The 26,964-nt window shown below is 31.6% G+C and carries 30 protein-coding genes; 23 read left to right on the forward strand and 7 right to left on the reverse strand.

Features of this window, described 5'->3' with window-relative positions:
- Positions 1-66: 66 nt before the first annotated feature.
- The 3 genes from JOC70_RS01015 to JOC70_RS01025 all read right to left on the reverse strand — a co-directional run bounded on the left by JOC70_RS01015 (position 67) and on the right by JOC70_RS01025 (position 2,734).
- Positions 67-1,209, reverse strand: coding sequence for an anti sigma factor C-terminal domain-containing protein (locus JOC70_RS01015; RefSeq protein ID WP_204597065.1), 1,143 nt, complete (start codon positions 1,207-1,209; stop codon positions 67-69).
- The gene (locus JOC70_RS01020) at positions 1,202-1,693 is read right to left on the reverse strand and encodes an RNA polymerase sigma factor (RefSeq protein ID WP_204597066.1); all 492 of its coding nucleotides are present in this window, start codon (positions 1,691-1,693) and stop codon (positions 1,202-1,204) included. Before JOC70_RS01020 ends, JOC70_RS01015 begins: the two co-directional genes overlap by 8 nt.
- 279 nt (positions 1,694-1,972) lie before the next feature.
- Positions 1,973-2,734 (reverse strand): SIMPL domain-containing protein, encoded by a 762-nt coding sequence (locus JOC70_RS01025; protein ID WP_204597067.1) that lies wholly within the window; start codon positions 2,732-2,734, stop codon positions 1,973-1,975.
- Between the two features lie 196 nt (positions 2,735-2,930).
- On the opposite strand from JOC70_RS01025, the gene JOC70_RS01030 reads away from it, so the two are divergent.
- Entirely contained in the window at positions 2,931-3,446 is a 516-nt protein-coding gene (locus JOC70_RS01030) for a sigma-70 family RNA polymerase sigma factor (RefSeq protein ID WP_204597068.1), read from the forward strand.
- Positions 3,436-4,389, forward strand: coding sequence for a DUF4367 domain-containing protein (locus JOC70_RS01035; RefSeq protein WP_204597069.1), 954 nt, complete (start codon positions 3,436-3,438; stop codon positions 4,387-4,389). Before JOC70_RS01030 ends, JOC70_RS01035 begins: the two co-directional genes overlap by 11 nt.
- Before the next feature lie 365 nt (positions 4,390-4,754).
- Here the strand turns inward: JOC70_RS01035 and JOC70_RS19600 are convergent, their stop codons facing one another.
- Positions 4,755-4,976, reverse strand: coding sequence for an ImmA/IrrE family metallo-endopeptidase (locus JOC70_RS19600; RefSeq protein ID WP_204597789.1), 222 nt, complete (start codon positions 4,974-4,976; stop codon positions 4,755-4,757).
- Positions 4,977-5,359: 383 nt separating this feature from the next.
- Here JOC70_RS19600 and JOC70_RS01045 point away from each other — a divergent pair, with 383 nt between their 5' ends.
- The 10 genes from JOC70_RS01045 to pepF all read left to right on the forward strand — a co-directional run bounded on the left by JOC70_RS01045 (position 5,360) and on the right by pepF (position 14,180).
- A complete protein-coding gene (locus tag JOC70_RS01045) occupies positions 5,360-7,315 on the forward strand; it encodes an Ig-like domain-containing protein (protein ID WP_204597070.1) in 1,956 nt (651 codons plus the stop codon).
- A gap of 846 nt (positions 7,316-8,161) precedes the next feature.
- Positions 8,162-8,593: a hypothetical protein gene (locus tag JOC70_RS01050; protein WP_204597071.1), complete on the forward strand. Its 432-nt coding sequence runs from the start codon at positions 8,162-8,164 to the stop codon at positions 8,591-8,593.
- A gap of 20 nt (positions 8,594-8,613) precedes the next feature.
- Positions 8,614-9,138, forward strand: a complete 525-nt coding sequence (locus JOC70_RS01055) for a nitroreductase family protein (RefSeq protein ID WP_204597072.1) — start codon at positions 8,614-8,616, stop codon at positions 9,136-9,138.
- Positions 9,139-9,170: 32 nt separating this feature from the next.
- Positions 9,171-9,755 carry a hypothetical protein gene (locus JOC70_RS01060; protein WP_204597073.1) on the forward strand — a complete coding sequence of 195 codons (585 nt, stop codon included), beginning with the start codon at positions 9,171-9,173 and terminating at the stop codon, positions 9,753-9,755.
- Between the two features lie 16 nt (positions 9,756-9,771).
- Positions 9,772-9,960 carry a DUF1858 domain-containing protein gene (locus tag JOC70_RS01065; RefSeq protein ID WP_204597074.1) on the forward strand — a complete coding sequence of 63 codons (189 nt, stop codon included), beginning with the start codon at positions 9,772-9,774 and terminating at the stop codon, positions 9,958-9,960.
- Positions 9,961-10,039: 79 nt separating this feature from the next.
- Positions 10,040-10,270, forward strand: coding sequence for a (2Fe-2S)-binding protein (locus JOC70_RS01070; RefSeq protein WP_204597075.1), 231 nt, complete (start codon positions 10,040-10,042; stop codon positions 10,268-10,270).
- 127 nt (positions 10,271-10,397) lie between these two features.
- Positions 10,398-10,676, forward strand: a complete 279-nt coding sequence (locus JOC70_RS01075) for a DUF4367 domain-containing protein (protein WP_207755204.1) — start codon at positions 10,398-10,400, stop codon at positions 10,674-10,676.
- 122 nt (positions 10,677-10,798) lie between these two features.
- The gene (locus JOC70_RS01080) at positions 10,799-11,212 is read left to right on the forward strand and encodes a hypothetical protein (RefSeq protein ID WP_204597076.1); all 414 of its coding nucleotides are present in this window, start codon (positions 10,799-10,801) and stop codon (positions 11,210-11,212) included.
- Between the two features lie 120 nt (positions 11,213-11,332).
- Positions 11,333-12,031: a DapH/DapD/GlmU-related protein gene (locus JOC70_RS01085; protein WP_204597077.1), complete on the forward strand. Its 699-nt coding sequence runs from the start codon at positions 11,333-11,335 to the stop codon at positions 12,029-12,031.
- A 340-nt stretch (positions 12,032-12,371) separates the two neighbouring features.
- Entirely contained in the window at positions 12,372-14,180 is a 1,809-nt protein-coding gene (pepF, locus tag JOC70_RS01090; protein ID WP_204597078.1) for an oligoendopeptidase F, read from the forward strand.
- 150 nt (positions 14,181-14,330) lie between these two features.
- Here the strand turns inward: pepF and JOC70_RS01095 are convergent, their stop codons facing one another.
- Together JOC70_RS01095 and JOC70_RS01100 are read right to left on the reverse strand one after the other, a co-directional pair.
- Complete coding sequence (locus JOC70_RS01095) at positions 14,331-14,792, reverse strand: chemotaxis protein CheX (RefSeq protein WP_204597079.1); 462 nt, start codon at positions 14,790-14,792, stop codon at positions 14,331-14,333.
- Positions 14,774-15,649 (reverse strand): response regulator, encoded by an 876-nt coding sequence (locus JOC70_RS01100; RefSeq protein WP_204597080.1) that lies wholly within the window; start codon positions 15,647-15,649, stop codon positions 14,774-14,776. The genes JOC70_RS01095 and JOC70_RS01100 overlap by 19 nt, the downstream gene beginning before the upstream one ends.
- Positions 15,650-15,927: 278 nt before the next feature.
- On the opposite strand from JOC70_RS01100, the gene JOC70_RS01105 reads away from it, so the two are divergent.
- The 8 genes from JOC70_RS01105 (at position 15,928) to JOC70_RS01140 (ending at position 23,690) form a co-directional block, all read left to right on the forward strand.
- Positions 15,928-16,608 (forward strand): glycosyltransferase family 2 protein, encoded by a 681-nt coding sequence (locus tag JOC70_RS01105; protein ID WP_204597081.1) that lies wholly within the window; start codon positions 15,928-15,930, stop codon positions 16,606-16,608.
- Between the two features lie 17 nt (positions 16,609-16,625).
- Positions 16,626-16,973 (forward strand): DUF2304 domain-containing protein, encoded by a 348-nt coding sequence (locus tag JOC70_RS01110; RefSeq protein ID WP_204597082.1) that lies wholly within the window; start codon positions 16,626-16,628, stop codon positions 16,971-16,973.
- Positions 16,970-17,317: an EamA family transporter gene (locus JOC70_RS01115; RefSeq protein ID WP_204597083.1), complete on the forward strand. Its 348-nt coding sequence runs from the start codon at positions 16,970-16,972 to the stop codon at positions 17,315-17,317. Before JOC70_RS01110 ends, JOC70_RS01115 begins: the two co-directional genes overlap by 4 nt.
- A gap of 19 nt (positions 17,318-17,336) precedes the next feature.
- On the forward strand, positions 17,337-18,593 hold the full coding sequence (locus JOC70_RS01120; protein ID WP_204597084.1) for an ArnT family glycosyltransferase: 1,257 nt from the start codon (positions 17,337-17,339) through the stop codon (positions 18,591-18,593).
- On the forward strand, positions 18,565-19,257 hold the full coding sequence (locus tag JOC70_RS01125; RefSeq protein ID WP_204597085.1) for a response regulator transcription factor: 693 nt from the start codon (positions 18,565-18,567) through the stop codon (positions 19,255-19,257). The genes JOC70_RS01120 and JOC70_RS01125 overlap by 29 nt, the downstream gene beginning before the upstream one ends.
- A complete protein-coding gene (locus JOC70_RS01130; protein WP_243429013.1) occupies positions 19,250-20,569 on the forward strand; it encodes a sensor histidine kinase in 1,320 nt (439 codons plus the stop codon). Before JOC70_RS01125 ends, JOC70_RS01130 begins: the two co-directional genes overlap by 8 nt.
- A 141-nt stretch (positions 20,570-20,710) precedes the next feature.
- Positions 20,711-21,322, forward strand: coding sequence for a TetR/AcrR family transcriptional regulator (locus JOC70_RS01135; protein ID WP_204597086.1), 612 nt, complete (start codon positions 20,711-20,713; stop codon positions 21,320-21,322).
- Positions 21,323-21,335: 13 nt separating this feature from the next.
- Positions 21,336-23,690, forward strand: a complete 2,355-nt coding sequence (locus tag JOC70_RS01140) for a PEP/pyruvate-binding domain-containing protein (protein ID WP_204597087.1) — start codon at positions 21,336-21,338, stop codon at positions 23,688-23,690.
- 182 nt (positions 23,691-23,872) lie between these two features.
- Here the strand turns inward: JOC70_RS01140 and JOC70_RS01145 are convergent, their stop codons facing one another.
- Positions 23,873-24,532 carry a FusB/FusC family EF-G-binding protein gene (locus JOC70_RS01145; RefSeq protein WP_204597088.1) on the reverse strand — a complete coding sequence of 220 codons (660 nt, stop codon included), beginning with the start codon at positions 24,530-24,532 and terminating at the stop codon, positions 23,873-23,875.
- 377 nt (positions 24,533-24,909) lie between these two features.
- Between JOC70_RS01145 and JOC70_RS01150 the strand changes: the two genes are divergently transcribed.
- The 3 genes from JOC70_RS01150 to JOC70_RS01160 all read left to right on the forward strand — a co-directional run bounded on the left by JOC70_RS01150 (position 24,910) and on the right by JOC70_RS01160 (position 26,797).
- Positions 24,910-25,389 (forward strand): helix-turn-helix domain-containing protein, encoded by a 480-nt coding sequence (locus tag JOC70_RS01150; protein ID WP_204597792.1) that lies wholly within the window; start codon positions 24,910-24,912, stop codon positions 25,387-25,389.
- Positions 25,390-25,461: 72 nt separating this feature from the next.
- Entirely contained in the window at positions 25,462-25,827 is a 366-nt protein-coding gene (locus tag JOC70_RS01155; RefSeq protein ID WP_204597089.1) for a DUF4180 domain-containing protein, read from the forward strand.
- 58 nt (positions 25,828-25,885) lie between these two features.
- The gene (locus JOC70_RS01160) at positions 25,886-26,797 is read left to right on the forward strand and encodes a PhzF family isomerase (RefSeq protein ID WP_204597090.1); all 912 of its coding nucleotides are present in this window, start codon (positions 25,886-25,888) and stop codon (positions 26,795-26,797) included.
- Positions 26,798-26,964: the final 167 nt, after the last annotated feature.

The raw sequence follows: 26,964 nt of genomic DNA on the forward strand, positions 1-26,964 counted from the left end.
AAAGCTTCCATAGCAATATACCAATGGAAGCTTTGTATTTCAAAAATTAGGCTATTATAATCAGCTTTACCATAAAACTATATTATCAACCCTCATACAGTGAATAAGAGGGCTGCCTTTAAGGTTTAATAGTTCTTTGCTGTCTGCAGAAATATACATACCAACATATTCGGCACCGTTATCTTCAACATGCTTAATCATATCATCAATACTAATATTCTTAAACATATCTTCATAGTACATTACTTGCAACAGCCTAAGGTTGTTCTTTATAAGATTGAGGTTGCCAATTAAAGACTCTTTGTGAGCCTGACCGTCCATATTCTCATACTGATTTTGCTTTAAACTATTACCCTCGAGCTGCTTAGCGTTATTGGCATCATATGGGAAAATGGATCTAACTTGGTAGTATGAAGGATTTGCTAATACAAACTTTGAATCGATTGATGCTATAGGTGTAATATCTAAAGGTGCGGTATCTATATTACTTATTTTATTTATAAAATGCTCCTTTATCTGCTGAGCTGTTAAAGATTTATTAAACTCAACCAATATTTTTGCCTTTGTACCTTTAGGTGCATTTTCCAGGACTTTAAAACCAGATATAGGATCAGATTCATGAGCAACAAGATAAGAAAAATCTTCAAATATTAATGGAGGCACTACTGTTGTTCTTGATTTTACAGGTTTTCCTAAACTATATCTGACATTTATCTCGGTTTCATCTATTTTAGTATTTCCAATGGTATTTTCAAGGGAAACTTTGATATTTTGTTGTGCAAAATTTGATGTATCTACGCCGCTTCTATAGGATTTATATTTGGGCTGAAACATTTGTGATAATTGGACCATTATTTCTCTCTTTACGTATGCTTCCTTATAATCCAATCCAAACCAGGAAGTAGTAATCTTTGATGCCGTAAAGTATATAAAAATAAAGATTACCAAAGCTGAAAAAAACGAAAATGCTGTTATCATAATAATTCTTAGATTTACTCTCCGTTTTAACAATTTAGCAATTCTATTATCATCTACGTTGCCTGCCGGCATATTCTGCTTCATCTCTTCTAAAAAATCCATCTCATCGTTATTAAGATAATCTGATATGGCAATGAATTTATCGATATCAGATTCTATGTCTGCTATCTCATCTTGATTTAATTTGCCTTCTTTATATAGCTGCAGTTTTTCCTGGAACTCACTATTCATTAATACTCCTCCTTAAGGCTCTAAGAGTTTTTCTAGCCCTATAAATCAAATTTGTCACTGCTGAGACACTTAGTCCTAAAACCTCTCCTGCCTGCTGGTATGAGAGTTCATTTACCAAGCATAGCAGTACAACCTGACGCTGATTTTCAGGAAGCTGCTGAATTAATTCAAAAGCCGATTTGGTACTTTCCTTGAGTATTAGGTTGTCAATAAAGTCTTGTGCCTTTGTTTGATTTAACATATCATCTTCCCGAAAATCCAATCGTCTGTTTTTCTTAACATAATCGACGTAGAGGTTATGGGCAACGGTCAGTAACCAGGATTTGATACTTTCATTAGGAAATTGAAGAACACATAGGGCCTTAACGAAGGCGTCCTGTGCTAAATCTTCTGCTGTCTGATGATTATACGTAAGTCCATAAAGGTATTTATAAACGTAAGGGAAATACTCTTTATAGATTTTAATAAATATATCACCCTCCAAACCGTCACCCCCATCCATCTCTTTAAACAGTGTTATTATATATACGATTAAATTGACCAAGTATCGCGCTTACTTTACAAAAATATTATATAGTATAATATGATGTTTATATAGTGACAAGCATCGGGGGGATCAGTTATCAGTGTGAAGCGAGATATGAAAACAACAGTTAAAGTGATACGGGAACTGAAACATAAGTGAGGGGGATTTTTCTATATTAATGTGAAAAATAATAAAAAGGCATTAAGGGGTATATACCACTTAAGCCTTTTTTATCGTCTAATACTGGTAAACTAAGCTAACATCTGCCTTTACCTTATAAACTCCAGCTTGAATAGATGTGGAATCTGCAGAACCAGCTGATTCTAATTTGCCATTAAATAGAACTGGGTAGTCATTAGGGATTCCATTTGAATTTTCTATTACCTTTACAGGTGCTGTAAGTTTTACACCTAAAAAACCAGAAACTGCTTGTGCTTTACTTTGTGCATTTGATAATGCCTTTAGTAAAGCTTTATTATAATATGTTTCATAATCACTGATGCCAAAACTTATACTATTAGAAGTATTTGCTCCATTTTTTACAGCTGTGTCAATTACTTGTCCAACCTTACTGATATCCTTAACTGTAACCTTTAATGTATTAGACACTGTATATCCAACAATTGAACTTGTTCCGGCGTTCTTGTCATAGTCATATTTTGGATTTATACTATAATAAGTTGTTTTAATGTCCTCATCTTTTATGCCTTCTTTTTTAATAGCAGCAATTACATTGTTTATTGCAGCTGAATTAGCACTTTGAGCTTCAATAGTTGTAGATTTGTCTGTTACAACTCCTAAATATAAGTAAGCTATGTCTGGAGTTACAGTTATTTCACCACTTCCTGTAACATTTATTGTTCTTGATGAATCAATAGTTACTGCACTGGAATCTGCAGCTAGAACTTTTGAAGCTCCAAAGTTAAAGAATAGGATAAATGCAGCTGCAAATGCGAAAATGAATGACCATCTTGACTTTAATAAGTTATTAGTTTTCATATATAATCTCTCCTTTATATTTGTTTTCATAATATTAGACGAGCCTTAATATAAATTTGCTCCATAAATTTATGTAGTAATGTAAAAATTTTAAAATGTATGAAACTAAACTCAAATGTTATACGTCTAATTAAGTATAGTAATTAATTAAATATATTTCTATTTTATTACATAGATGCCTAACGGGAGATAAGAAATGGATGAAAAAATAAAACAGCTAATGAGTAACTATGGAAATGATGTTCTGAAGATTGCTTATTTATACTTAAAGGACAAGCATCTGGCAGAAGATGCTTTCCAGGAAGTATTCGTAAAAATTTATAAAAATTACAATAAATTTAAAAATAACAGCAGTGAAAAGACATGGATTATGAGCATTACAGCAAATACTTGCAGAGATATGTTAAGGATTTCTTGGTTTAAAAAAGTTCGCTTTTTTAAAGATGTTGGTGATGATTCGATAAAAAACACCCATGAAAATGTGGATGAAGAAATTGCAAGGAAGATGGAATATGAGGAATTATTAAAAGAAGTTATGAATCTTCCTCTTAAATATAGAGAGATTATCATTCTTTATTACTATGAGGAACTATCTACAATGGATATAAGTGCGGCATTAAAAATACCAGAAGGAACAGTAAGAAGCCGGCTTTTCCGCGCAAGAACGATATTGAAATCTAATTTAGAGGGGAAGATTGAATATGGAAGATAATATGAAAAACTTTAGAGAAGCATCAGACTTAATACTCGAGAATGTTTATGTTACTGATGAATTAAAAAGAAAAACCTTAGAAAAATGTACTCATAGAAAAGAATGGATAATGAATGTAAAATTAACAGCAGCATTTTCTGGTGCTTTAATAATTTTTTTTGGAATATTTATTTCTTTGTTTCATAAATCAGATATTAATAATAGCAACATAGCAAAATCAATAAATCAGAAACAGAAAAATTCCTTAGATAATGAAAGCAAAATACAAGAAACGGCTAAAACAACAGGCAGCAGTGATTTAGCTCAATCCTCTTCTGCAGCCTCAAATAGTAAAAGCAATACAAAAAATAATATGGCTATAGCAGAGAAGAATGTAGATATTGCAATTAAAGGTTTAAACAATGTTTCTAGAAATAAAAGCATTGATGCAGTAAAAGAAAATATAGAAACTGATTCACAAAGCAGGAAGGATTCTAGTAAAGCCTCTGATAGTATTTTGCAAAACAGGGCTGATATTAGTAATGGTGAAGTGAGCCTAGAAGCTCAATCAGATACTAGCTTAGCATTAATGCCTGAACCATTAACTATTGAAAAAGCTGCAGAATACTTTGAAAGTGAGATTTTGATTCCCTCCTATATTCCAGAAGGGTTTACTCTAACTGATATATCTATCCCAGATGAAAATGAAAAATGTGTTAAACTAAAATACAGCTCAAGTTCAGCTGATTTTGAAATATTACAAAGTAAAAGTTTATCCAAATTAGCTGGAACTGAGAATATATCTATTGGCAATAGTATAGCTTATATTAACTTTGTAAAAGATGAAAAAACTAATGTTATAACTACAAAAATTACCTGGATAATTGATAATATTCAATATTCACTATCCAGCACCTTGCCGAAAGACTCATTAATAAAGATAGCTGAATCTATTAATAATTAATGTCGTTTTAGTTTTGAACAGGGATTCCATGTGCTTCGCCTCCCCCATTGAAACCCTCGACAAATGTTGGGGGATTTTAAGCTTTGTTTAGATAAAAGATAGAATTATTAAATTGGAGGTGAGGACATGTTAAATTCAGGACAAATACTAGATAGAAAATACCAAATAATAGAGGTTTTAAGACGAGGCGGTATGGGGACAGTGTACCTCTGCAAAAATAGCAGGTTAGGAAATCTTTAGGTAGTTAAGGAGATAAATACCCAGTGGAATAATCGAGTAGATTTTCTTGCTGAGCCTAATATACTAAAGAATTTAAGTCATATAGGAATTATGGGAGTGATTTTGCAATACCCGTATTTATTGGTTCAGTTCAATAGTTGTGTGTTTATCATTGATAGTTCTCCGAATTTATTATCTGGGATAAGGAACTCTGTAGCAAAGTAGTTTGCTTGTATTTCAGGTGTAGATGATTTCAATAATACACACATTTCATCTTGAAACATATTGATGCCAAGACCTCTATGAAAACGGTCATGACTAATCTCATGAACACAAACTATTTTAACACTTATTTCATCAATATTAATATTATCATAAGCTTCCGTAAATTAAGAAAAAGAAGGTTGCCATTATTGCTGCTATCCACAAAATAAATATCTACCTCCTACTCGATTTGTAAAAATTAGTAGCCGAAACCGCCTATAGGTGTAAAGATTCTTATGAAATGCAACCCATATTTATCATGATAATCCAGAATAGAAATTTGTTGATTAAATCCAGGTAAGTATTTATGTAAATTAAAAAAGTTAATTTGTACCCTCATAAAAAACAAAATATAAACGTACATATAATGGAAATGTATTACATTTATTAATATGTATTACATAAAAGCAATGTGTAGGGAGTGATATGTGAATTATCAAGAAATATAGTAGTCAGTGATTAAATAATATTATTGGAGGAATTTGTAATGAAGACAAGGTACAAGTCAAGGATACTCAGTTTTACCACGACAGTGTTTTTTACAATGGCTTGCTTAACTCAAGCATCGGTTAATAACGTATATGCAGCTTCTATGGGGCAGGAACTTTTAATTACTGAAGTAATGCCGATGTCTCAAACTACTAATGATTCATACGAATATATCGAGTTATACAATAACACAGATAGAAATATAGATTTAAAGGATTACAAGTTGCCCTTACAGAATATTGACATTACCACATCAAAAGTTATATCTCCCAAAGGTATATTAGTGGTTTGCTCAAAAGGAAGTACAACTCTTGATAATTTTAACACTTTCTACGGCACAGCTCTTACTGAAGATAAATATATTTCACTTCCATTTGTTAATGAAGTATTAAGCAACAGTTCAACTGTAAGTATAATTCTAGCTAAAGATGATGGTGATGTGGTAGCAAGAGCGCAGTATAGCTCTGGAGACTTCCAAGTTAACAAAAGTGTAACTTACAGGTATGCTGAAACCGGTTTTGATATGGTCAGACTAAGTCAAAGTCAGAATCCAACTCCAGGAAGCATAACCTCTGATCAGGTTCCACAAAACGGAATAAACGTAACAAGTGTAACTCTTAATAAATCATTTGTAACAATGGATGTTAACCAAACATCAGTGCTATATGCCACTGTGGCTCCTGCTACAGCATATGATAAATCTATAGTTTGGACATCGGACAATTCAAACGTTGTGGAAATTAGTCAAAATGGAGTATTAACATCTAAAGCAAAGGGCGTAGCTCATATAACTGCCACAACAGTTGATGGGGGATTCACTGAAGTTTGTACAGTAAATGTAGGTAACATAAGTGTTACAGGAATAACCCTGGATACAGCTAACTCGTCAGTGTACGTAGGCAAGGCAATAATCTTAACAGCTTCGGTAGTTCCAGAAAATGCAACTAATAAATCTATGAGATGGAGATCCAGTAACACTAATATTGCAGTAGTGGATTCAAATGGTATAGTAATTGGGAAAACTGTAGGAAAAGCAATAATTACTGCTACAACAGTTGACGGTAATTATTCTGCAGTATGCAATGTTACAGTATATAATGTAAATGCTGATATAAATGTTACAGGAATATCTTTGGATAAGACAAGTGTTACACTTACAAAAGGAAAGGTAATTATTCTGGGAGCTCAAGTTACTCCATTTAATGCAACAAATAAGCAGGTCACATGGAGCTCAAACAATAACAATGTGGCTACTGTGGATCAGAATGGCATAGTAACTGCAAAACGATCAGGTACGGCATTGATAACTGCTACGACAGTTTATGGTAATTATAAAGCCTATTGTAATGTAACAGTGACTAACGAAAATGGCAGTTATATACCCGTTAGAAATATAGAATTAAGTACCAATGTAATTGAAATGGATAAAGGTCAAAATGAAAATTTAACAGCAAATATTTCACCTGTAAATGCTACTAATAAGTCAATAAAGTGGTCAACAGACAATCCTTCGGTCATATCCGTAGATAATAATGGTACTATTTCAGCATTAAATCAAGGAATAGCAATAGTAACTGCAAAAACTGCCGATGGTAATCTTAAGGATAGATGTTTTATAATTGTAAAAGATAATGAAGATACAGATACAGGAATTTTCAGAGTAAGACTAAATAAAACATCCATACGCATTAAGGAAGGAAAATTTGAAAAACTTACATCTATAATTACTCCAGGAAATCTGAAAAATACAACTTTAATCTGGAAATCAAGTGATGATACAGTTGCCTGTGTAACTGAAGATGGAAGAGTCTTCGGTAAAAATGAGGGTAACGCTATAATATCAGTTAGTACAAAAGACGGACAGTATTCTGCTAAGTGTAAAGTAGAAGTAACTAATGACAAGGGTTTCGGAAATGGTAATGGAAAAGCTAAAGGTAAAGAACACTTGAAGTGAGATGATTAAACCTAACAATAGTTTTATTTTATAGAAGGAATACACTTAAATTTGTTTTTACACAAATCTAAGTGTATTCCTGTATTTATTATGACTATACGCCTCAGTAGATATTGCACACCATATATAGCTATTTGACTTATATGGATTTATTTTTAGCAATATGCCTAAATCAACAATTTTATTATTTGTTTCATTGATTGCAGTTAAAAATTTTTAATCTTATTTTATTTGTGCTACCAAGAATATAATAAGTAGCAAATCTATATAAATGTAAGGGGATAAATATAATAATTTTAGGACTTACGCATAGAGAATTTAAATAAGGATTAGCCAATAGTAATTGAAAATATGCCAAAATCGCCAATACTTCCTTAAGTGAAGTCGGACCATTGTGGGAAGAGACTACCGAGTTATGGAGATACCTTTGACTATTCGATTTTAAATACTTAACATAATAATGAAAAAAATGCTTGACGATATTACTAATTAGTAATATATTATAAACATGGATAAGAAAAAAATTACTTACGGGGAATTGAATGATTTGAACCTAAAAGCATTAATAGATGCATTGATCCAAAGGATAGACGAGTTAATTTGATAAGTATTACTGAATAAGGAAGAAACCTTATAAGTGAAATATTTCCTAAACACTTAGAAAATATAAATGAAATCTTTAGTGTTCTAACATCGGAGGAAAAGAAAAATTTAATAAGTTCATTAACGAAATTATTAGGTGTATAAATGTATACACCTTAGCTTTTAAACATTTAGTACTAATTAGTATTAAACTAATTAGTTGTATTTTAATTAATTCTATAAGAGATAAAGAGGGGTATTAAGATGGATTATTTAAAAAGTTTCGAAAGTAATGTTGAGGAAGTTTGTAATGAATGTAGCCACAGATCATCTGAAAGATGTAATTTTAGAAAGTGTAATATTGGATTCGCAGATTATGTTATTAAAAATATCAAAGATAATCAAACTTATTCTATAGATGATGGAGAAGATTTAATTCCAAAAGATGATTTTAAATATTATGATGAAAAAGTGATTGCTAAGGGAATTGCTAACATATGTAGGTTATGCAAGGAGTGTAATGAAAATCATAATGAAAATTGTGTTATAGCCTTAACAAGAAGAACTTTAGAATACACGCAATTAAAAGATAAAATAGCATATCCAGGAAATATAATACTTTATTTAATGAATGTATCTAAGCAAAGACCAGAGCTTGCAGAGTTAATAAAGCAAGAATATATGCGGATAGGATAGTTTATTATTAGGAGAATATTATGATTAATGAATTTGAAAAATTATGTATCAATAGGAAATCAATAAGAAAGTTTTCTGATAAATTAATTGAAGATAATAAAATTATACAAATACTGAATTCTGTAAACAGTGCACCGTCGGCTGGTAATTTACAGGCATATGAAGTGATAGTAGTAAAATCTAAAGATGTAATTGTAAAGTTATATGAGGCTGCATTACATCAAAATTTTATAGCACAAGCGCCAGTTGTATTGGTATTTGTTGCAAAAACACAAGAATCCTCAGAGCAATATGGGAAAAGAGGAGAACAATTGTATAGTATTCAAGATGCAACTATAGCATGTACTTATGCAATGCTTGCCTGTGAAGCTTTAGATATTTCTTCTACTTGGGTTGGCGCGTTTGAAGATAAAAAGATTAAGGAAATCCTTGATTGTAAGAAAGGGGAAATCCCTATTGCATTACTACCTATAGGATATACCTTATCTAATAAAATTTCATTTATACATAGAAAAGATTTGGATGAGATGTCAAGAGAACTATAGGTTATTAGTTAAATTGTTTGAAGGAGATAATAATGGAAAAAAAACAACTAGATAGGTTTAATGAAATTATAAAGCGCGTACCTTTTTCAGAAGATGATTATTGGACTTATTTTGGCTATGGAGAAGATTGGGGTAATAAATGCTCCCAATGTTATTATAAGCTTAAAATACAAAAAACACCAAACAAGGAATGTATAAATTGTTGGAAGTTTGAAATTTGGGAAGATAACTTAACAAACTTGGATGAAACCCTATTATTCTTATTAGAAGAGGCAGATGAAGATCATAATTTAAGCGGAAAGATGATGAAAAATAAATCTTTGATTTATGAGGAAAAAGGGGAGAGATTAGGTACTGGAATTAGTCATACAATACCGGAAGATGCGAAACCAGATCGATATCTAGAGGGTGAAATAGACAGTGACAGGGTTATACTGATATATAGTCAATCCATTGAAGAAAGAGATATGAGAATGAATAGAATATTAAAAGGGTTAAAGGAAAGAGGCCTTTATAAAAAGGATAGTTTTCCTTACAGGAGGGGATGTATTGAACCTCATGAAAAATTATTTGGACCTTGGGAGAATTGGTTTGATATGAGCAAGGATTATATTTAATAAAGGAGTGTATATTGTGAAAGTTAATGAAGAAACATTAATAAAGGATATAGTGAATATGGGGCCTAAAGCAATAGAAATATTAATAGATTTTGGAATGGGATGCATTGGATGTCCTGCATCTCAAAACGAGAGTATAGAAGAAGCTGCTGTAGTTCATGGAATTAATGTAGAGAATTTACTTCAAAGTCTAAATAATATTTAAAAAGATTGAAGTTTATTTAATATATAAATCTTTAAAAAGATTATTTGGTGATTAAAAAAATGAAAAGAGGAGATAAAAAATGTTTAAATCAATAATTTCAAAGTTTATAAAAAGCAAAGGTGGAAATAAAGAAGTGAATGGCAAAGTAGTATGTGGATGTTTTAAAGTTACTGAACAAGATTTGAAAAATGCAATCAAAAATGGTGCTAATTCATTTGAAGAAGTGCAAGCTATTACAAAAGTTGGTACAGGGTGTGGCAGATGTATAGAAGGAAATAAGGCATTGGTTGATTACTTATTGAAAAAGTAACATCTCGATAAAATATACTTAATAAAAGAGGCTTAAGGGTATATTCACTTAGGTTTTTTCTATCAGTTTTTTGCACTGTTTCATGTAATGTAATAACCTGTAAATGCTTGGATCATAGGTTATTGTCTTGAGAATTTCAGATGAAAACGAAAAATGTGTTAAATTAAAATACAGCTCAAGTTCAGCTGATTTTGAGATATTACAAAGTAAAAGTCTATCCAAATTATCAGGAACTGAGAGTATATATATTGGGAATAATACAGCTTATATTGACTCTATGAAAGATGAAAAGACAGGTGTTATAACTACAAAAATTACTTGGATAATAGATGATGTGCAATATTCTTTATTCAGCACCTTGCCGGAAGACTCATTAATAAAGATAGCGCAATCTATTAATAATTAAATAATAATAAATTTAAATATAAAAATAAATAGTAATAATACATTATTGCTGATATAATTAATTGGTCTTTATTAATGTATTTAATGAAGAATAATTAATATATGAAAAGAGAGAGTATGTTTATGATAAAAGAAAGCCTAGAAAAGAAGATAAATAAATTAGATGGAGATATTGAAGCTTTAAGAAGAGCAAAGTATTACTTGTCTAATAAAGAAGAAATTAATGAAATTATTGATGCTTTAAATAAGGAAAGACAAGTTTACTCAGATGAAATTTATCTTGGAGATGGAAGAGCATATACAGAATGTCTTGAAGTAATATTAGAACTTGTAGATAAAGAGTTAGGTAAAGATGAGCAAATTGAATTACTAGAGGTTATAAAAGAACATCATGGCAGAAAGTCTCCTAACGTAAGTAAGAAAAGTTATGGACTTAATGCATGGCTTAAATATTTAGATGTGGAATGTCAGTGGATTGATAATGAAGATAGTGAATGGTCAACATTAATTATAACTGGATATACACCTCGTATATAGAATTAAAATTTTTATTTTACTAGTACCAGCAAATGCTGGTACATTTTTTATATATAGAATCATTAACAAATTAATATTAAGTTTAATATAATATAATATTAATTTAAGGAGAAAGTTATAATGTATAATAGTATGAAAAAAGATTATAAGTCAATAGGGCCAACTAATTTATATGCTTACTTTATTGGAGAAAATCCGATTACTTCATTTAATCCTGTAAGTATGTATCCTCAAATAAGTGAAAGTGCATTTATAGGACCATTTTCAAGTGTAATAGGTGATGTAACAATAGAAAAGAATGTATTTGTAGGTGCTAATGTAGTTCTAAGAGCAGATGAGGGAACACCATTTTATATAGGTTATAATTCAAACATACAAGATGGAGTAATATTTCATGGGCTAAAAGATGCTAAATATTCTGTAAATGGTACAGGATATTCAATATATATTGGGAATAAAGTAAGTATAGCTCATGGAGCATTAATTCATGGACCAGCTATTGTAGGAAACAATACATTTGTTGGGTTTAATTCAATTGTATTTAACGCTATAGTAGAGGACAATTGCTATATTGATACTGGAGCAATTGTAACAGGAGGAATTAGGATAGCTGCAAATAGATATGTTCCAATTGGTGCAATTATAAATACACAAGCTAAGGCAGATAATCTTTTAGAAGTACCAAAAGCGCAATCAGATTTTGCGGAAAAGGTTATTAAAGTTAATGTAGAGCTTTCAGAAGCTTACGACTTGAAATTTGGTGATACACGTTGCAGTTGCGGTCTTTGTTGTAATCATAATACCTTAATTCACAATTAGATAAAAATCATACTTAAGCAGCTTGTTTTATTACAAATGCAAGGAATATTGTAAATGTTTGTAAGTCTAAAAAGGTAGGATATGTAAATGTTCTATCTTTTTTACTGAAAAAAAACTGCACTTACTACCCAAATGGCGAACCGTATCATAAGTAATGAAGGTTTCTGAACAGGGATTCGATGATGTTCGCCTCCACCAATGAAACCCACGAATACATATAGACCGTATTGGAGAAATTCAGTACGGTATTTTATATTTAATATTTAATTTAAGTAGACTGAATGAATGAAAAGGTATAAAATGTAAGTTGTATTGAACATATATAAAGGGGGCATTGGTAATGGAGAAACTTCTAAAGGAAAGAAAAGATGTAGACCAAGCACTCACTTGGGATTTATCTGCTATTTATGGTACAGACGAAGAATTTCAATCAGCTGTAAAAGAGATGAAAGAGCTTTCTTTGAAAATAGAAAAAGAGTATAAAGGCAAATTAAATACAGTAAGCAAGATTAATGAATGCTTAGACCAGCTAAGAAAATTATATCAACTTAAGGGGCTTACATGTTCTTATGTAGAGCTTTCAGTTTCAGTGGATTATACAAATAATGAAAATCAGGATAGATATTCTAAAATGGTTAATATATTATCTGATATTGAAAGCAGGTTGAGCTTTATAAAAAGTGAAATTATTCAAGCTGACGATGAAGTTTTAGATGCTGCAATAACTGTATCCAAAGAAAACAGTAATTATTTAAAGGATAAAAAAATGGAAAAGGCTTATGCACTTCATCCAGAAGTAGAAAGAGTATTAGCTGCTTTATCTGGAACTTTGGAGGCACCTTATCAAGTTTATGAACAAGCTAAACATGCAGATATGGATTTTAAGAGTTTTACTGTAGATGGAAAAGAATATCCTCTTGGTTATGCACTTTTTGAAAATGAATATGAATATGAAACTGATGCAAAGGTGCGCAGAGCTGCTTTTAAAGCATTTTCGGATAAATTAAGAGAATATAAATATACTACGGCTGCAGCTTATCAGATTCAAGTCCAGAAAGAAAAAAATATAGCTGCCTTAAGAGGTTTCGACTCTGTTATAGATAGTTTATTGTTTCCTCAAAAGGTTGATAGAGATTTATATAACAGACAGATAGATCTTATAACTGAGAAGCTAGCACCTCATATGAGAAAATATGCAAGACTCTTAAAGAAAATACACAAACTTGATGAAATGACTTTTGCAGACTTGAAGATTGCAGTGGATCCAGAATATGATCCTAATGTAACTATAGAAGAATCTAAAAAATATATTGAAGGTGCTTTGGCTGTATTAGGTGATGATTACTTAGAAATGGTGAAAAAGGCCTATTATGAGAGATGGATTGACTTTGCACAAAATAAGGGGAAATCCACAGGAGGATTTTGCTCAAGTCCTTATGGAAGCCATTCATTCATATTACTATCATGGAGTGAAAAGATGGCAGAGGTGTTTATCTTAGCTCATGAACTAGGGCATGCAGGTCATTTCAAATCATGCAATAAAAGTCAAAACATATTTGATGTAGATGTTTCTACATATTTCGTAGAAGCACCATCCACCATGAATGAGCTCCTTATGGCAAATTATCTTTTAAAGACTAATAAGGATAAAAGGTTTAGAAGATGGGTTTTATCTTCGATGATTGGCCATACTTATTATCATAATTTTGTAACTCATCTTTTAGAAGCAGCTTATCAAAGAGAAGTATACAGAATAATTGATGAAGGAGGAAGTGTACAGGCTTCAACTCTTAGCAAAATAAAGAAAGAAGTACTCCAAAAGTTCTGGGGAGATGAGGTAAAGATAATTGACGGGGCAGAACTAACATGGATGAGGCAGCCTCATTATTATATGGGACTTTATTCCTACACTTATAGTGCAGGGCTTACTATAGCAACAGAAGTCAGCAAGAGAATATTAAAAGAAGGACAGCAAGCTATAGATGATTGGAGAGCAGTACTTGCAGCGGGCTCAACCAAAACACCAGTTGAACTTGCAAAAATGGCGGGAGTAGATATAACTACAGATAAGCCGCTTCTTGATACTATTGAGTACATTGGCAGCATAATTGATGAGATAGTTAAGCTTACTGAAGAAATAGAAGAGTAACTTTTGGTTGGATGTATAGCTAAGAAAAGGAATAATAAAGCAGCCATTGAAGACGGATTATTTACGGCATCTTCAATGACTGTTTTTAAGTTGCTGAGATATAACGTATTGATAGTTTAAATTGCTATAAGAGTATAAAAAGTATGTTTATCAAGGAATCTCCAGAGCAATATTGATATCAAAAGAAATATCATTAGCTGACATTTCAACACATATTACCTTATCAATACTTGCATTAGCAGTAAAATTTCCATGTATAAGTGTTGGAGTAGAAATATCCACATTAATATTAATATTTGAAAACTCTGTAGCTGCATTAGCTGTAAGCATATTAGTTAACTCTGAAATTGCACTTTGAGCTAATTCGTCAAACTCATTTACTGGCATTCCCATCATCATTGCAGATGCAATTTTTTTAGCGTTTTCAATTGAAGTATTATAAATAATATTTCCTTTAATATCACCCATTAATCCTACTATTATCACTACTCCTGAACTATCTAAATATTTACCTTTTAAAGAAAGTCCGTTCTTTTTAATATCTGATAAACCAACTTGTGGAAGTATATTTACAAAGGAATTTACAAAAGGAGTTATATATTTGATATCCATTCTTCATCACCTCGATTGAATCCAATACTCATTGTTATTTCTCCAAATTCAGAATTTACAATTGCAGAAAAGCTTGTTTCTAATTCTCCTTTGGATATATTAATTGATTCACCGTGGAAAATTGTAGGTGGTGCAACTCTTAATCCAAATAATTTATTCTTTTTATTTATCATAGAAGAAGCATTGCCAGCGTACATGTTGGCAATTTCGCCCATAACATTTAGCATTTCTTCATTATCTTTTGGTTCCCTTTTCAGTAATACATTAGAAAGCTTTGATACCGTTTCATATGACATATCAAGAATCAGTCTGCCAGAGTATTTTCCGATTATACCTAAAACAATTGAAACTCCTCTTGAGCTTTGAGCTATATTGTTGGTACTTTCATTTATAAATTCTGGAACAGTCTTTGTTAATTTGTTAAATATATCTAATAACGATTCTTTAAATATCTTACTATAATAACTTTCTAACTCTTGAAACAATTCTTCATTTGCCATTATCCTGTTTATTAATAATGTAATTTCCTCGCTGTCTACAGGCTTTTGGATATAACCTGAAACATGATTTTTTCTAGCTTTTCTTACAATTTCATCATCCATCATAGAACTTACAATAATAACCTTGATATTAGAATCAATATCATGTATTGCCCTAGTACATTCAAGGCCATCAGTACCTGGCATAGTCATATCCATTGTTACTAAATCAGGTTTTAAGGATTTTATCACTTCTTTAACCTCATCAAGTGAGCCTGCACTACCCAAAACTTCAAATCCATTCTCGTTTAATAAATCACTTAAAAGAGAAATTTGAAAAGGTGAATCATCTACAATAACTATTCTTATTTTATTCATTTTAGTAATCCTCCTCAAAACAGCATAATGTTAAATCACATAAATACGTAATTTTTGTAAAATAAGACTCTTAAAGTATTTCGACGTTTTTTTTAATATTCCTTCACAAAAATTAGTAATATATGAATTTTTTTGTAGATATAAACAGAAAAACTAAAAATATAAATTTTTTATATTATTGCGTGTATCTTTCGAAATTCTTAATAATTTCTAAGAAAGTTCTTTAAAAATATGATTTAGAATAGGATTAAGGAAATTTTAGAGGAGGTTGGAATTAAATGAAAGTTATGGTTGCAATACCTGCATACAATGAAGAAAAAAACATCTATAGGGTTGTTAATTCAGTAAGATGCAACAATCCAGAGGTTGATGTAGTGGTAATCAATGATGGCTCAAGAGACTTAACTGAAGTTGAAGCTCAAAGGGCGGGGGCATTTGTTATAAATCTTCCACAAAATCTTGGCATTGGAGGCGCTGTTCAAACTGGATATATCTATGCAGAAAGGAAAGGGTATGACGTTGTAATTCAGGTGGATGGAGACGGACAGCACGATCCAAAGGATCTTTCTAGACTGATTGAATCAATTGAAAAGGGTGAAGCAGACATGGTAATAGGCTCCAGGTTTGCTGAGAAAACTGACTATGTATCAAGTAAAATGAGATGGGTTGGAATTAATTTCTTTTCAAAGCTTGTGTCTTTTGTATGCAGGAGAAATTATTTTGACACTACATCAGGCTACAGAGCTGTTAATAAAAAGGTTATTAATATTTTCGCGGGGTACTATCCAAGAGATTATCCTGAGGTGGAAACAATAGTATATGCTTCCAAAAGGGGAGTAAGGATTAAGGAAATATCAGTTGATATGAAGAAACGACAAGGAGGTAAATCCTCCATTACGCCATTAAAATCAATTTACTATATGATTAAAGTTACATGTTCAATTTTACTTCAACCATAATGAAATGAGGTGTTTTTATGAATCCATACACATATTGTCTTGTACTTTCCATTTGGTTTTTAATTGGTACATTATATTTTGTAAAAAAAAGGATACTTGATTTTAAATACAGTATATTTTGGGTTTCAATAAGTTTGATACTTATTATGTTTTCTCTTGACATAAATCTTACCGAGGATATGGCAAAGAAAGTTGGAATTTCATATGCACCAGCGTTCCTATTTGTAACAGGTATCATTTTTCTTTTAATATTGATATTTTATTTAAATTTGGTGATATCGAAAATGCAAAGCAAAATTACATCTCTTACTCAGGAGATAGGAATAATTAAAAGCTGCAGTAATGAAAGTGAGACTAATATATGATGTATCTATTGCTTTTATTAAATATAATATTTCTTGTTGCAGGGCAGACCTTATGGAAAATTGGACTGTCAGGCATGGATTTAGAATTTACTGTTCATGGAGTTATAAATATGATTATTAATCCTTATATTCTTGGAGGACTATCTATATATTCAGTAGCCACGGTAATATGGTTTTATATTTTATCAAAGGCAGAGTTATCGGTGGTATATCCGATTCAAAGTCTTTGCTATGTTGCTGCAGCAGTAATTGCTCTTTTAATTTTCAAGGAGAATATACCGCCAACCAGATGGTTTGGCATTGGATTAATTGTATTGGGAGCGTGCTTTGTTTCTATTAAATAGTTAAGCAGGAGGAAAAATAATGTTTAGTATAAAAAACGAAGGTAAATGGGTTAAAACAAGTTTAATTATTATAATTGCACTATTTTTTATAGTGAATTTATATGCAACTTTAAGATACGGAACTGAAAACTACCTTGGAAGCTTTGAAAAGTTTGATAATGATGATATTAAATACATAAGAAGCGCTTGGGAGCTCGCAGATAAAGGACACTTAATTTACCATAGGGTTGATGAGCCAACGGTTTTTATAATGCCTGGACTGCCCTATGTATTAGCATTTTTCATAAAGATATTTGGAAAGTTTGGAGGGATAACAGCATTCCGAGTTTTTCAAGCTCTCCTTCAAGCAGCATCAATGTACCTTATATTTTTATTAGGAAGGAAGGTTTTTAATAGCAGAGCAGCTATTTTAGGCTGTTTTTTAAATTCATTATATATTGCGGAATACTATACATCTACAGTAATTTTAACTGAAATACTTTTTAAGTTTTTACTTCTCCTTCTTATATATGTTTCCATATATGCTATTGAAGAAAAAAGTTTGTTATACTATACTATAGGGGGTATTATATGGGGATTTGGATGTCTTGTTAGGCCAACACTGGCGGCGTATCCAGGCATTGTCCTTATTATATGGATAATAAAAAAATATACGCTCAAAGATATGGTGAAGTTTACAATGGTTACAACCCTTGCATTTTCAACTATTATGAGCCCATGGTGGATTAGAAATTATGTGGTTTTTCGTAGATTTATACCATTAACACTTTCATCTGGGAATCCATTTTTACAGGGAACCTATGTTAATTATGATCAAAGCGATAACTATACTCCTTATGAGCCAGGTAAAACAGCAATTGAATCTAACCAAAGGGAGATTGATGCAGGGTTATATAGGCTAAAAAACTATGCAGTTAAAGAGCCATTAAAATATGCCTACTGGTATACTATCGGAAAGTCATGGAATCTTTGGAATGCTCCTTTTTATTGGAAGGAAATTCTTGGGGTTAGCTTTTACAATGCAATCATCTTTCATTATTTGATTTTAATACTTGGAGCAGCTCAGAGTATTAGACTTTTTATAAAAAGAAATGAAGACTTCTTATTTTTATTTATCACAGCTTTATTTTTTGACTTAATTTACATTCCATATTTTACAATGTCTAGGTACTCATATCCAATAATGCCCATGGTGTTCATTGTAGCAGGCTATGGAATATATGAATTCATTATAAGGAGGTTAGGGTTTGGAAAAGCAGCGAATTCTAATTGTTGATGACGAAGAAGATATTAGAGATTTACTTGAGATATACCTTGTCAATCAAGGATATTGTGTCATTAAAACTGAGGATGGAATTGAAGCACTTGATATACTTGAGAGGGAAGAAATTGATTTAATAATACTGGATGTCATGATGCCTAAAATGGATGGTATTCAGGCATGTATGAAAATTAGGAAAGATAAAAACGTTCCTATAATAATGCTATCAGCAAAGGGCGAAGATATTGATAAAATACTTGGACTAAATACAGGTGCAGATGACTATGTAACAAAGCCCTTTAATCCACTTGAAATTGTGGCAAGGGTTAAATCACAGCTCAGAAGATGTGCAATGATTACTGAACATAAGGAAACAAAGTCTGAGGAAATTGAAATAGGAGGACTTAGAATTAACACGGCAACCCACCAGGTTAAAGTAGATGAGGTGGAAATAAAGCTTACTCCAACGGAATTTTCTATTTTAGAGTTTTTAGCTAGAAACAGGGGACGAGTTTTAAGCACTAAGTTAATATATGAAAGTGTTTGGAATGAACCAGCCTATGAATCAGAAAGCACAGTTGCAGTTCATATTAGAAACATAAGAGAGAAGATAGAAATAAATCCTAAGGATCCCAAATATATAAAGGTAGTATGGGGGGTAGGCTATAAAGTTGGCTAGTAATGAGACAGAAAAGGTAATTATACTAAAAGGTAACACATTAAAGAAAATATCGCTAATAATAAGATTTTTGGTAAGTCTTACTTTGGCTGTGATATTCCCGTTAATATTATCTTATTTTGATATACTATATTATTTTCAATATTCATATAGATGGAGGCTTTTTAATAGTTATTCCATAACCGGATTTGTTGTATTTATAGTATGTTTTGTTTTTGGAAACAAGCTTAGGAAAATTAAGAACATACTAATTGGAATTCACAATGCTAATCAAAAATATATAATGAGAAGCATTGGTATGGAAGTGTTTGTAGCCAATATGATCAGTATTTTGGTAGCAGGTATTGTATATCTTACTGCATTCAATATTACTTATTGGAATATGTTCATATCCTTACTTTGGGCTGTGCCAGTATATATATTAGTTTTTCATCTTTTAGCAAGGAGAAAGATTAAGTACATAAAGGAAATTACAACTGGCATTCAGGAAATTTCCAAGGGTAATTTGGATTTTAAAGTAGCAGAAAGAGGAAATGATGAGTTTAAAATTCTTGCAAAAAATATTAACAAAATGTCCGTAGAATTGAAAAATAAAATTGAAGATGAAAGAAGAGCTGAGCAAACTAAAAATGAACTTATTACTAATGTATCTCATGATTTAAAAACACCGCTTACAACTATCATAGGTTACTTGACTCTTGTTAAGGATAAAAATTATGATAGTGAGATAGCTATGAATAATTATGTTGAAAGAGCGTATTTAAAATCGTTGAGATTAAAAAAACTTATTGAAGATTTATTTGAATATACTAAAATTACCAATGGGGTTATAAAAGTCAATAAAACTACTGTTAATATTGTGGAGCTTATGGACCAGCTGCTTGGAGAAATGTCTATCTTAGCAAAACAAAATAATCTTTCCTTTGAAACAGAGTATTCAAGCCATGAAATATATGTAGATGTTGATTCGGATTTAATGGCACGAACCTTTGAGAATATACTCTCAAATTCTATTAAGTACAGTTACAAAGAATTAAACAGCAAAATATTTATCTCAATAATTGAAAACAAGGGGAAGGTAAATTTATCATTTGAAAATCAAGGTGACACAATTCCAACGGAGGTATTGCCGCTGCTTTTTGAAAGATTTTATAGAGTTGATAAATCAAGAAATTCAAAGGTATCAGGCTCGGGTCTTGGACTTGCTATTGCAAAAAGCATTGTGGAGCTTCATGGCGGCATAATAAGTGCAGAGTCTGAAGCAAATAGGGTTAAAGTAAGTGTTCAATTAAATACTACTAGAGGTTTTTAGAAATAATTAATTTTCCATTTCTATATACGCCGGTAAGGTGATTCATGTAACCTTACCGGCTTTTTATTATTGACAGGGGTGTCAGCATATGTTATATTTTTACTAACATATCAGTCAGTAAAATTCAAGGAGGAAATTAATATGCCTGCAAAGCTTTATGATAAAGAACAAATTTTAGATGCCTGTTTAGTTGTATTTGCTCGATATGGATATGATAAAACTTCCACAGTAATGTTGGCAGAGGCAGCCGGTATATCTAGATCGCTAATATTTCACCATTTTAAGAGTAAAAAAGACTTATATCTATCATTACTAGATAGGTGTTTTGAAAAGGGAAGTATTGAAATTGGCTTTGATAACATACTGGGACAGGGAGATTTTTTTGAGGTTAAGGAAAAGATGAGTAATATAAAGTTTAACTACTACAGGAAAAATCCTGAACTATATAAAGTTATAATGGAAGCCTTTTATAATACACCAGAAGAATTGAAAATGGAGATTAAAGAAAAATATGGTAAACTAATTGACAAAAGGAATGAAGTAATGGAGCAGTTATTTGAAAAAATTCCACTAAGAGAAGGTGTATACAGGAAGCAGGCATTCGAAATAATCAAACTTACATTAGATTATTTTGAAAACAAATACCTATCAGACCTGGTAGAAGATGAGAATTTAAATGAAGCTTATTTTCAAAACTTTGTTAAAGAGAGGAATGGTTTTTTCGATATAATTCGATATGGGATTCAAAGGTAGAGGAGGGCTTGTTATGGATAATATGGTTAAAAGCTTTAAAGTCTTAACTCCTGAGTTACAGGTATATGCAGGAGGAAAAGGGAGCATGCTCGCAAAGATGTATCAAGGGGGATATCCAGTTCCAGATGGCTTTGTCATTTTACCATCTGCTTTTGAAAATAAAAAACTTAGTGATCAGGCTTGGAATGAGATACAAATTTTATTAGATGATATTAGAAACAAAAATGAAGGAGCTCTATTTGCAGTAAGATCCTCAGCTTTAAGTGAGGATTCAGCCAAGGCCTCCTTTGCCGGCGAGTTTGAAACCATTCTTAATGTTGAAACAGACAAAGATATACAGAAAGCCATTGATGCAGTTTTTTCGTCAAGTGAATCAGAACGAGTAAAGACTTATAGCTTTGTTCAAGGTATGGATCATGCACATCAGATAGCAGTAGTCATACAGCTCATGGTACAGTCTGAAATTTCAGGGGTATTATTTACTGCTGATCCTATAACAGGCAGCTATTCAAGTATGATAGGTAACTACGTACGTGGATTGGGAGAACAGCTTGTTTCTGGAGAAAAAAATGCATATGACTTTAAATTTACTAGACCCAAGGGAAGATATGATGGCCCTAATGAGTTTAAGAAATATGCTCATGACCTGTATCAATATGCAGCAAAGCTTGAGAAGGAACTAGGAAATCCTCAGGATATCGAATGGGCTGTAGCAAAGGGAAAACTATATCTCTTGCAGTCAAGGCCAATAACTACATTGACTTCAGGTAACTTGGATACCTATGAAATAAACGAAAGTTTAATTGGTGACGCACTTTGGGTAAATACAAACGTGGGAGAAGCAATTCCAGATGTTGTAACTCCATTAACCTGGAGCGCTGTAAGGGCACTAGATATTGAATCTAGTTTCATACCGGGATATTATCTATGGTCGGGTAATATTTGTGGAAGAATATACTCAAATATTAGTCAGAGGTTATCTGCTGTTATCGCTTTATATGGTAGTTCAAAATTAGCAGAGAAAATGATTAGTGAGGTTTTCGGTCAATTACCAAAAGAGTTAACAGTTCCGACTTACCCATTTGCAAGGCTCGATTTAATAAAGAAGATGTTTCCAAGAATAAAATATTATTTTAAGAATTACCGAGAAATTTCAAAAGGTATGACTCAGTATCTTGAAAAAACACCAGAGTGGTGCAGAGCTATGACTAAAGAAATAAAAAAGGTAAATACAAAGGAAGAACTACTTACACTATGGAAGCATGAGATTGAGCCCTATAACAAGAAAGCCTGGTGGGGACTAATAATTAGCGGAACCAAAGCTGTTCTTGCTTTGACATTGAGTAAAAAACTTAAGAATCTGGTTGGACTTGAAGATGCTAACACCCTTTTATCAAACCTAAGAGGAGATTCGGAGTTGGCAAGCCTCGGGCCAGTTGTAGGTATCTCTAAGGTTCTTAATGGAGAAATGAGCCGAGAGGAATATCTTAAACAAAATGGGCATCGGGGTCCACATGAATTTGAGTTATCTATTGCTGATCCTTTAGAGGATGGAAACTGGCTTGAAAGGCAGATTGAGAAATTTAAAGAGTCCAATACTGATGCAGATAGACTTCTACAGAAGCAGCATATTCAATATGAGGCTGCTTGGGAGAGATTTCAGAAGCGTTTCCCCAGCAAAGTGAAATGGCTTGAAAAGCAATTGACCAAAGCATCAGAAGGGGCTCGTATAAGGGAAGCATGCCGCTCAGAGTTCGTAAGGGTATTTAGAGTTCTTCGAGCATTTGCAATTAAGGCGGGTGAGCTTACAGGAATAGGAGAAGATAGCTTTTTCCTATATATTAATGAAATAGAAGATCTTCTGGCTAATAGAAATATAGAAGTGGGGCATATTCCAGCGAGAAAAGAAAACTATGAGAAATATAAATCTATGCCTCCATTTCCATCAATTATTCGAGGAGGCTTTAATCCTTCTGAATGGTTGAACGACCCAAAGAGAAGAATGGATTTTTATGATTCAACTATACCTATTGTTAAACCTGATTCTGAAGTGTTAAAGGGGTTTGCAGGAGCATCAGGCAGGGTAGAAGGAATAGTACGTATTCTGACAAACCCCGAAGAAGGAGAAAAGCTTCAATCGGAGGAAATCTTGGTTGCTACTACAACTAATGTAGGTTGGACTCCTCTTTTCCCTAGGGCTGCAGCAATAATAACTGATGTAGGAGCACCTTTGTCCCATGCTGCTATTGTAGCTAGAGAACTTGGTATTCCAGCTGTTGTAGGATGCGGAAATGCTACTAGAAGACTTAAGACGGGAGATCGAGTTCTAGTTGATGGCGGTCAAGGAATTGTACAGATATTAGAATAATGTGTTTGGAAAAGTTACGTGTCATCAATGAGAATGAAAGTAATCAATAAAGGTAAATTTACTTATATAAAAACAGCCTTAATCAATAGTACTACTAGATTAAGGCTGTTTTTACAAGCAATAGAATAATATAATTGCTAATTTTTTTATTTGTAGAGAGAATGCTAGTATGTATATTACTTTTATTTTATATTATTAACATCCTTTAAAATTTGTTCAAGCTTTTCCACAGCTACAATTCGTTCATTACACTTCTGGCTATCTAAACATATATTAAAGCCTATGGACCTATAGGCACCTTCTCCACTATTAGATGTTTTACAGATAGATGAAACAAAGGCTACTTCATCTTCGAGACCTACATGATTACAAAGCGCACACACATGAGTGTTGTTAGAACTATAACTTGGGACTTTACATACCATACCTATAAGCTTATCATCCATATGGTAAGCTATGAATAATTTTCTAATGGATTCATCAATCCAACCTAAATATACATTCTTTGAATCCTGTTCATTTAAATCCGGTAATTTAAAATTCTTTTCTTTTTTGAATAGTTTTTTAATTTGTAGCTTTGTAATACTTGGAATTCCGTATACATACTCATTCAACTCGACTAAATAATTATCAATATGTGAAGGAATATTTAGTTTACTAATATCAAGTACTGCCTTCTCCTCATCAGATAAATTTTCAAAAATACCTAATATTTTATTATGTATATATGCTTTATTTACTTCAACAACATTAATATCTACACAATCTCTTAAAGTATTTCTTAAATTAAGCAAACATTTTTTTATATAATTATACTTATATTTTTCTATAAAAGCTTTCATAAAATCCAGCACCTCTTTTCTAACATGTGTCATTTTTATTACTAATTTAAGTAAATAAGACCTTACTTTCAGTTTTTTTCTGAACATTATCTTAAAATATAACTTTTATTGGCATGCCATAGTGAAATTATAACATGTTTGAAAATAAATATTCAATCTAATAAATAATTCTGTAATGATTATGAGAAAATACGTTTTCATAAAATAGTTACGGAAACTGCATGCAGGAGGATTTGTAATGAAATATGTGCAAAATAAATGCAATAAAGTTTAATAAAGTTCAATAAAATACAACAAAGTGGAATAAAATAGTTGACTGGAGAGGAAAAGTTTATTATAATTTGGACGTAAAGTAATCATGGAGGGATGAAAACATGATGGAAGATAAATTTTATACAATAGATCAAGTAGCAGAAATGTTGGGTATGCATCATAAAACCATAAGAAAATTTATAACTGAAGGTAAACTCGGGGCAAGTAAAGTTGGAAAGCAGTGGAGAATATCAGGACATGATTTAAGTATATTTATGGAAAAAAACAATGTTAAAATAGGTAATGAAAAAATAAATAAAGAATTAAATGTTGATTACTCCACTACAGGCAATGAAGAGGATACTATATCAAATCGGGTAAATGTATCAACTGTAGTAGATATTAAAGAAACCGAAAAAGATGAATATATAAGAATATCAAATACACTTATAGCTATAGCAAATTGTAAAGACCCGGAAATCGGGAAATCTACAGTTAGTATAAAGTATGACGAAAAACATAAAAGATTAAGAATAATTCTTTGGGGAAGTGTAAAATTTATAGAAAATATGTTAAGCACTATTTCAATGCTTGTAGAACAATAAACTGCCACTAGGCCTTATATAAAGAATGTTTATATAATACAACAAAAAACATTAATTTATTGGGGGATAATTATGAAAATAACTAAGATAAAAGAAAATAATGTTGGGATTGCTATTGTATGTAGCAGCGAGATTTTAATAACTGATGTTCAGTCATCGCTGGATTTCATTGGAACAGTAAGATATGAAACAGATTGTGATTGTGTAATTTTGAATAAGTCTGCAATATGTGGAGAGTTTTTTGACTTGAAAACACGGCTTGCAGGAGAAATCTTACAAAAGTTTATTAACTATTATATGAAAGTTGCAATAGTCGGTGATTTTTCTATGTATTCAAGTAAGAGTTTAAGAGATTTTATCTATGAAAGCAACAAAGGAAAGCATATATTTTTTTTGCCAAGTGAAAAAGAAGCTATTAAAAAATTAAGTAATGCTTAACCTTAAAGAAAAAAAGTAGTGTAATTTATAAATTTATAATATATTTAGGGGGAAAATCATGATAAGACAATACAATTTATATCAAATTGATTCATTTACAAAGGAAAAATTCACAGGGAATCCAGCAGGGGTAATAACAAATGCAGATGGATTAACCGATTACGAAATGCAAAAAATAGCTAGGGAACTTAATAATTCTGAGACAGCCTTTATTTTTTCTTCAAATAGCAATGAGTATGATGCTCATATACGTTTTTTCACTCCAACAAATGAAGTGCCAATTTGCGGACATGCTACTATTGCCGCTCATTATGCACGTGCTGTTGAAAATGGATTGGACACATCTAGAGTTTATCATAAAACAGGTGCTGGAATTTTGCCTGTAGACGTAATAAGAGAAAATGAAGACTACAAAATTGTTATGACACAAGGACAAGTTGAATTTGGCACAATTATTGATGGAGAAAATAAAAAAGAACTTTTATTAGCTCTTAATATAAAAAATAATGATTTGCTGGAAAATTACGAAATCCAAATTGTCTCAACAGGTCATTCTAAGGTTATGATTGGTATAAAAAGCATTGATACTTTAAACACATTAAAGCCAAACTACGATGCACTTTCTAGATTGAGTAAAACTATTAAATGTAATGGGTATTATGTTTTTACGGTTAATTCACAAGATAGTGATATATTAATACACGGTAGAATGTTTGCACCTGCAATAGGTATTAACGAGGATCCTGTTACTGGTAATGCAAATGGTCCTTTGGGTGCATATCTTGTTCATCATAATCTTGTTAAGCACAATAATTCTTTGTTTAGATTTAGGGCTAAGCAGGGGGAAGCTATAAACCGAACTGGTATTATTGAAGTTGAGGTAAAAATAGAGGATAAAGAACCTGTTGAAGTTAAGGTTTCTGGAAATGCTGTAATAATATTTAAATCCGAATTATTATTACATGATTAATAAATCCTTCAAGAATAAGTGACTTTTAGTGGGAAAAATTTTATAATATATGATTGAGAGATAAAAACACAATCCGGTTGGTAGTCCGGATGCAGGATTTAAACCTGTCAGTAACCTGCCCTCCTGGGGTTGTCCGTTCTCTTGTAATTGAAAATACAGGAGGAATT

Source organism: Clostridium pascui (assembly GCF_016908015.1).
In the GTDB taxonomy this organism is placed as follows: Bacteria; Bacillota; Clostridia; order Clostridiales; family Clostridiaceae; genus Clostridium_AK; species Clostridium_AK pascui.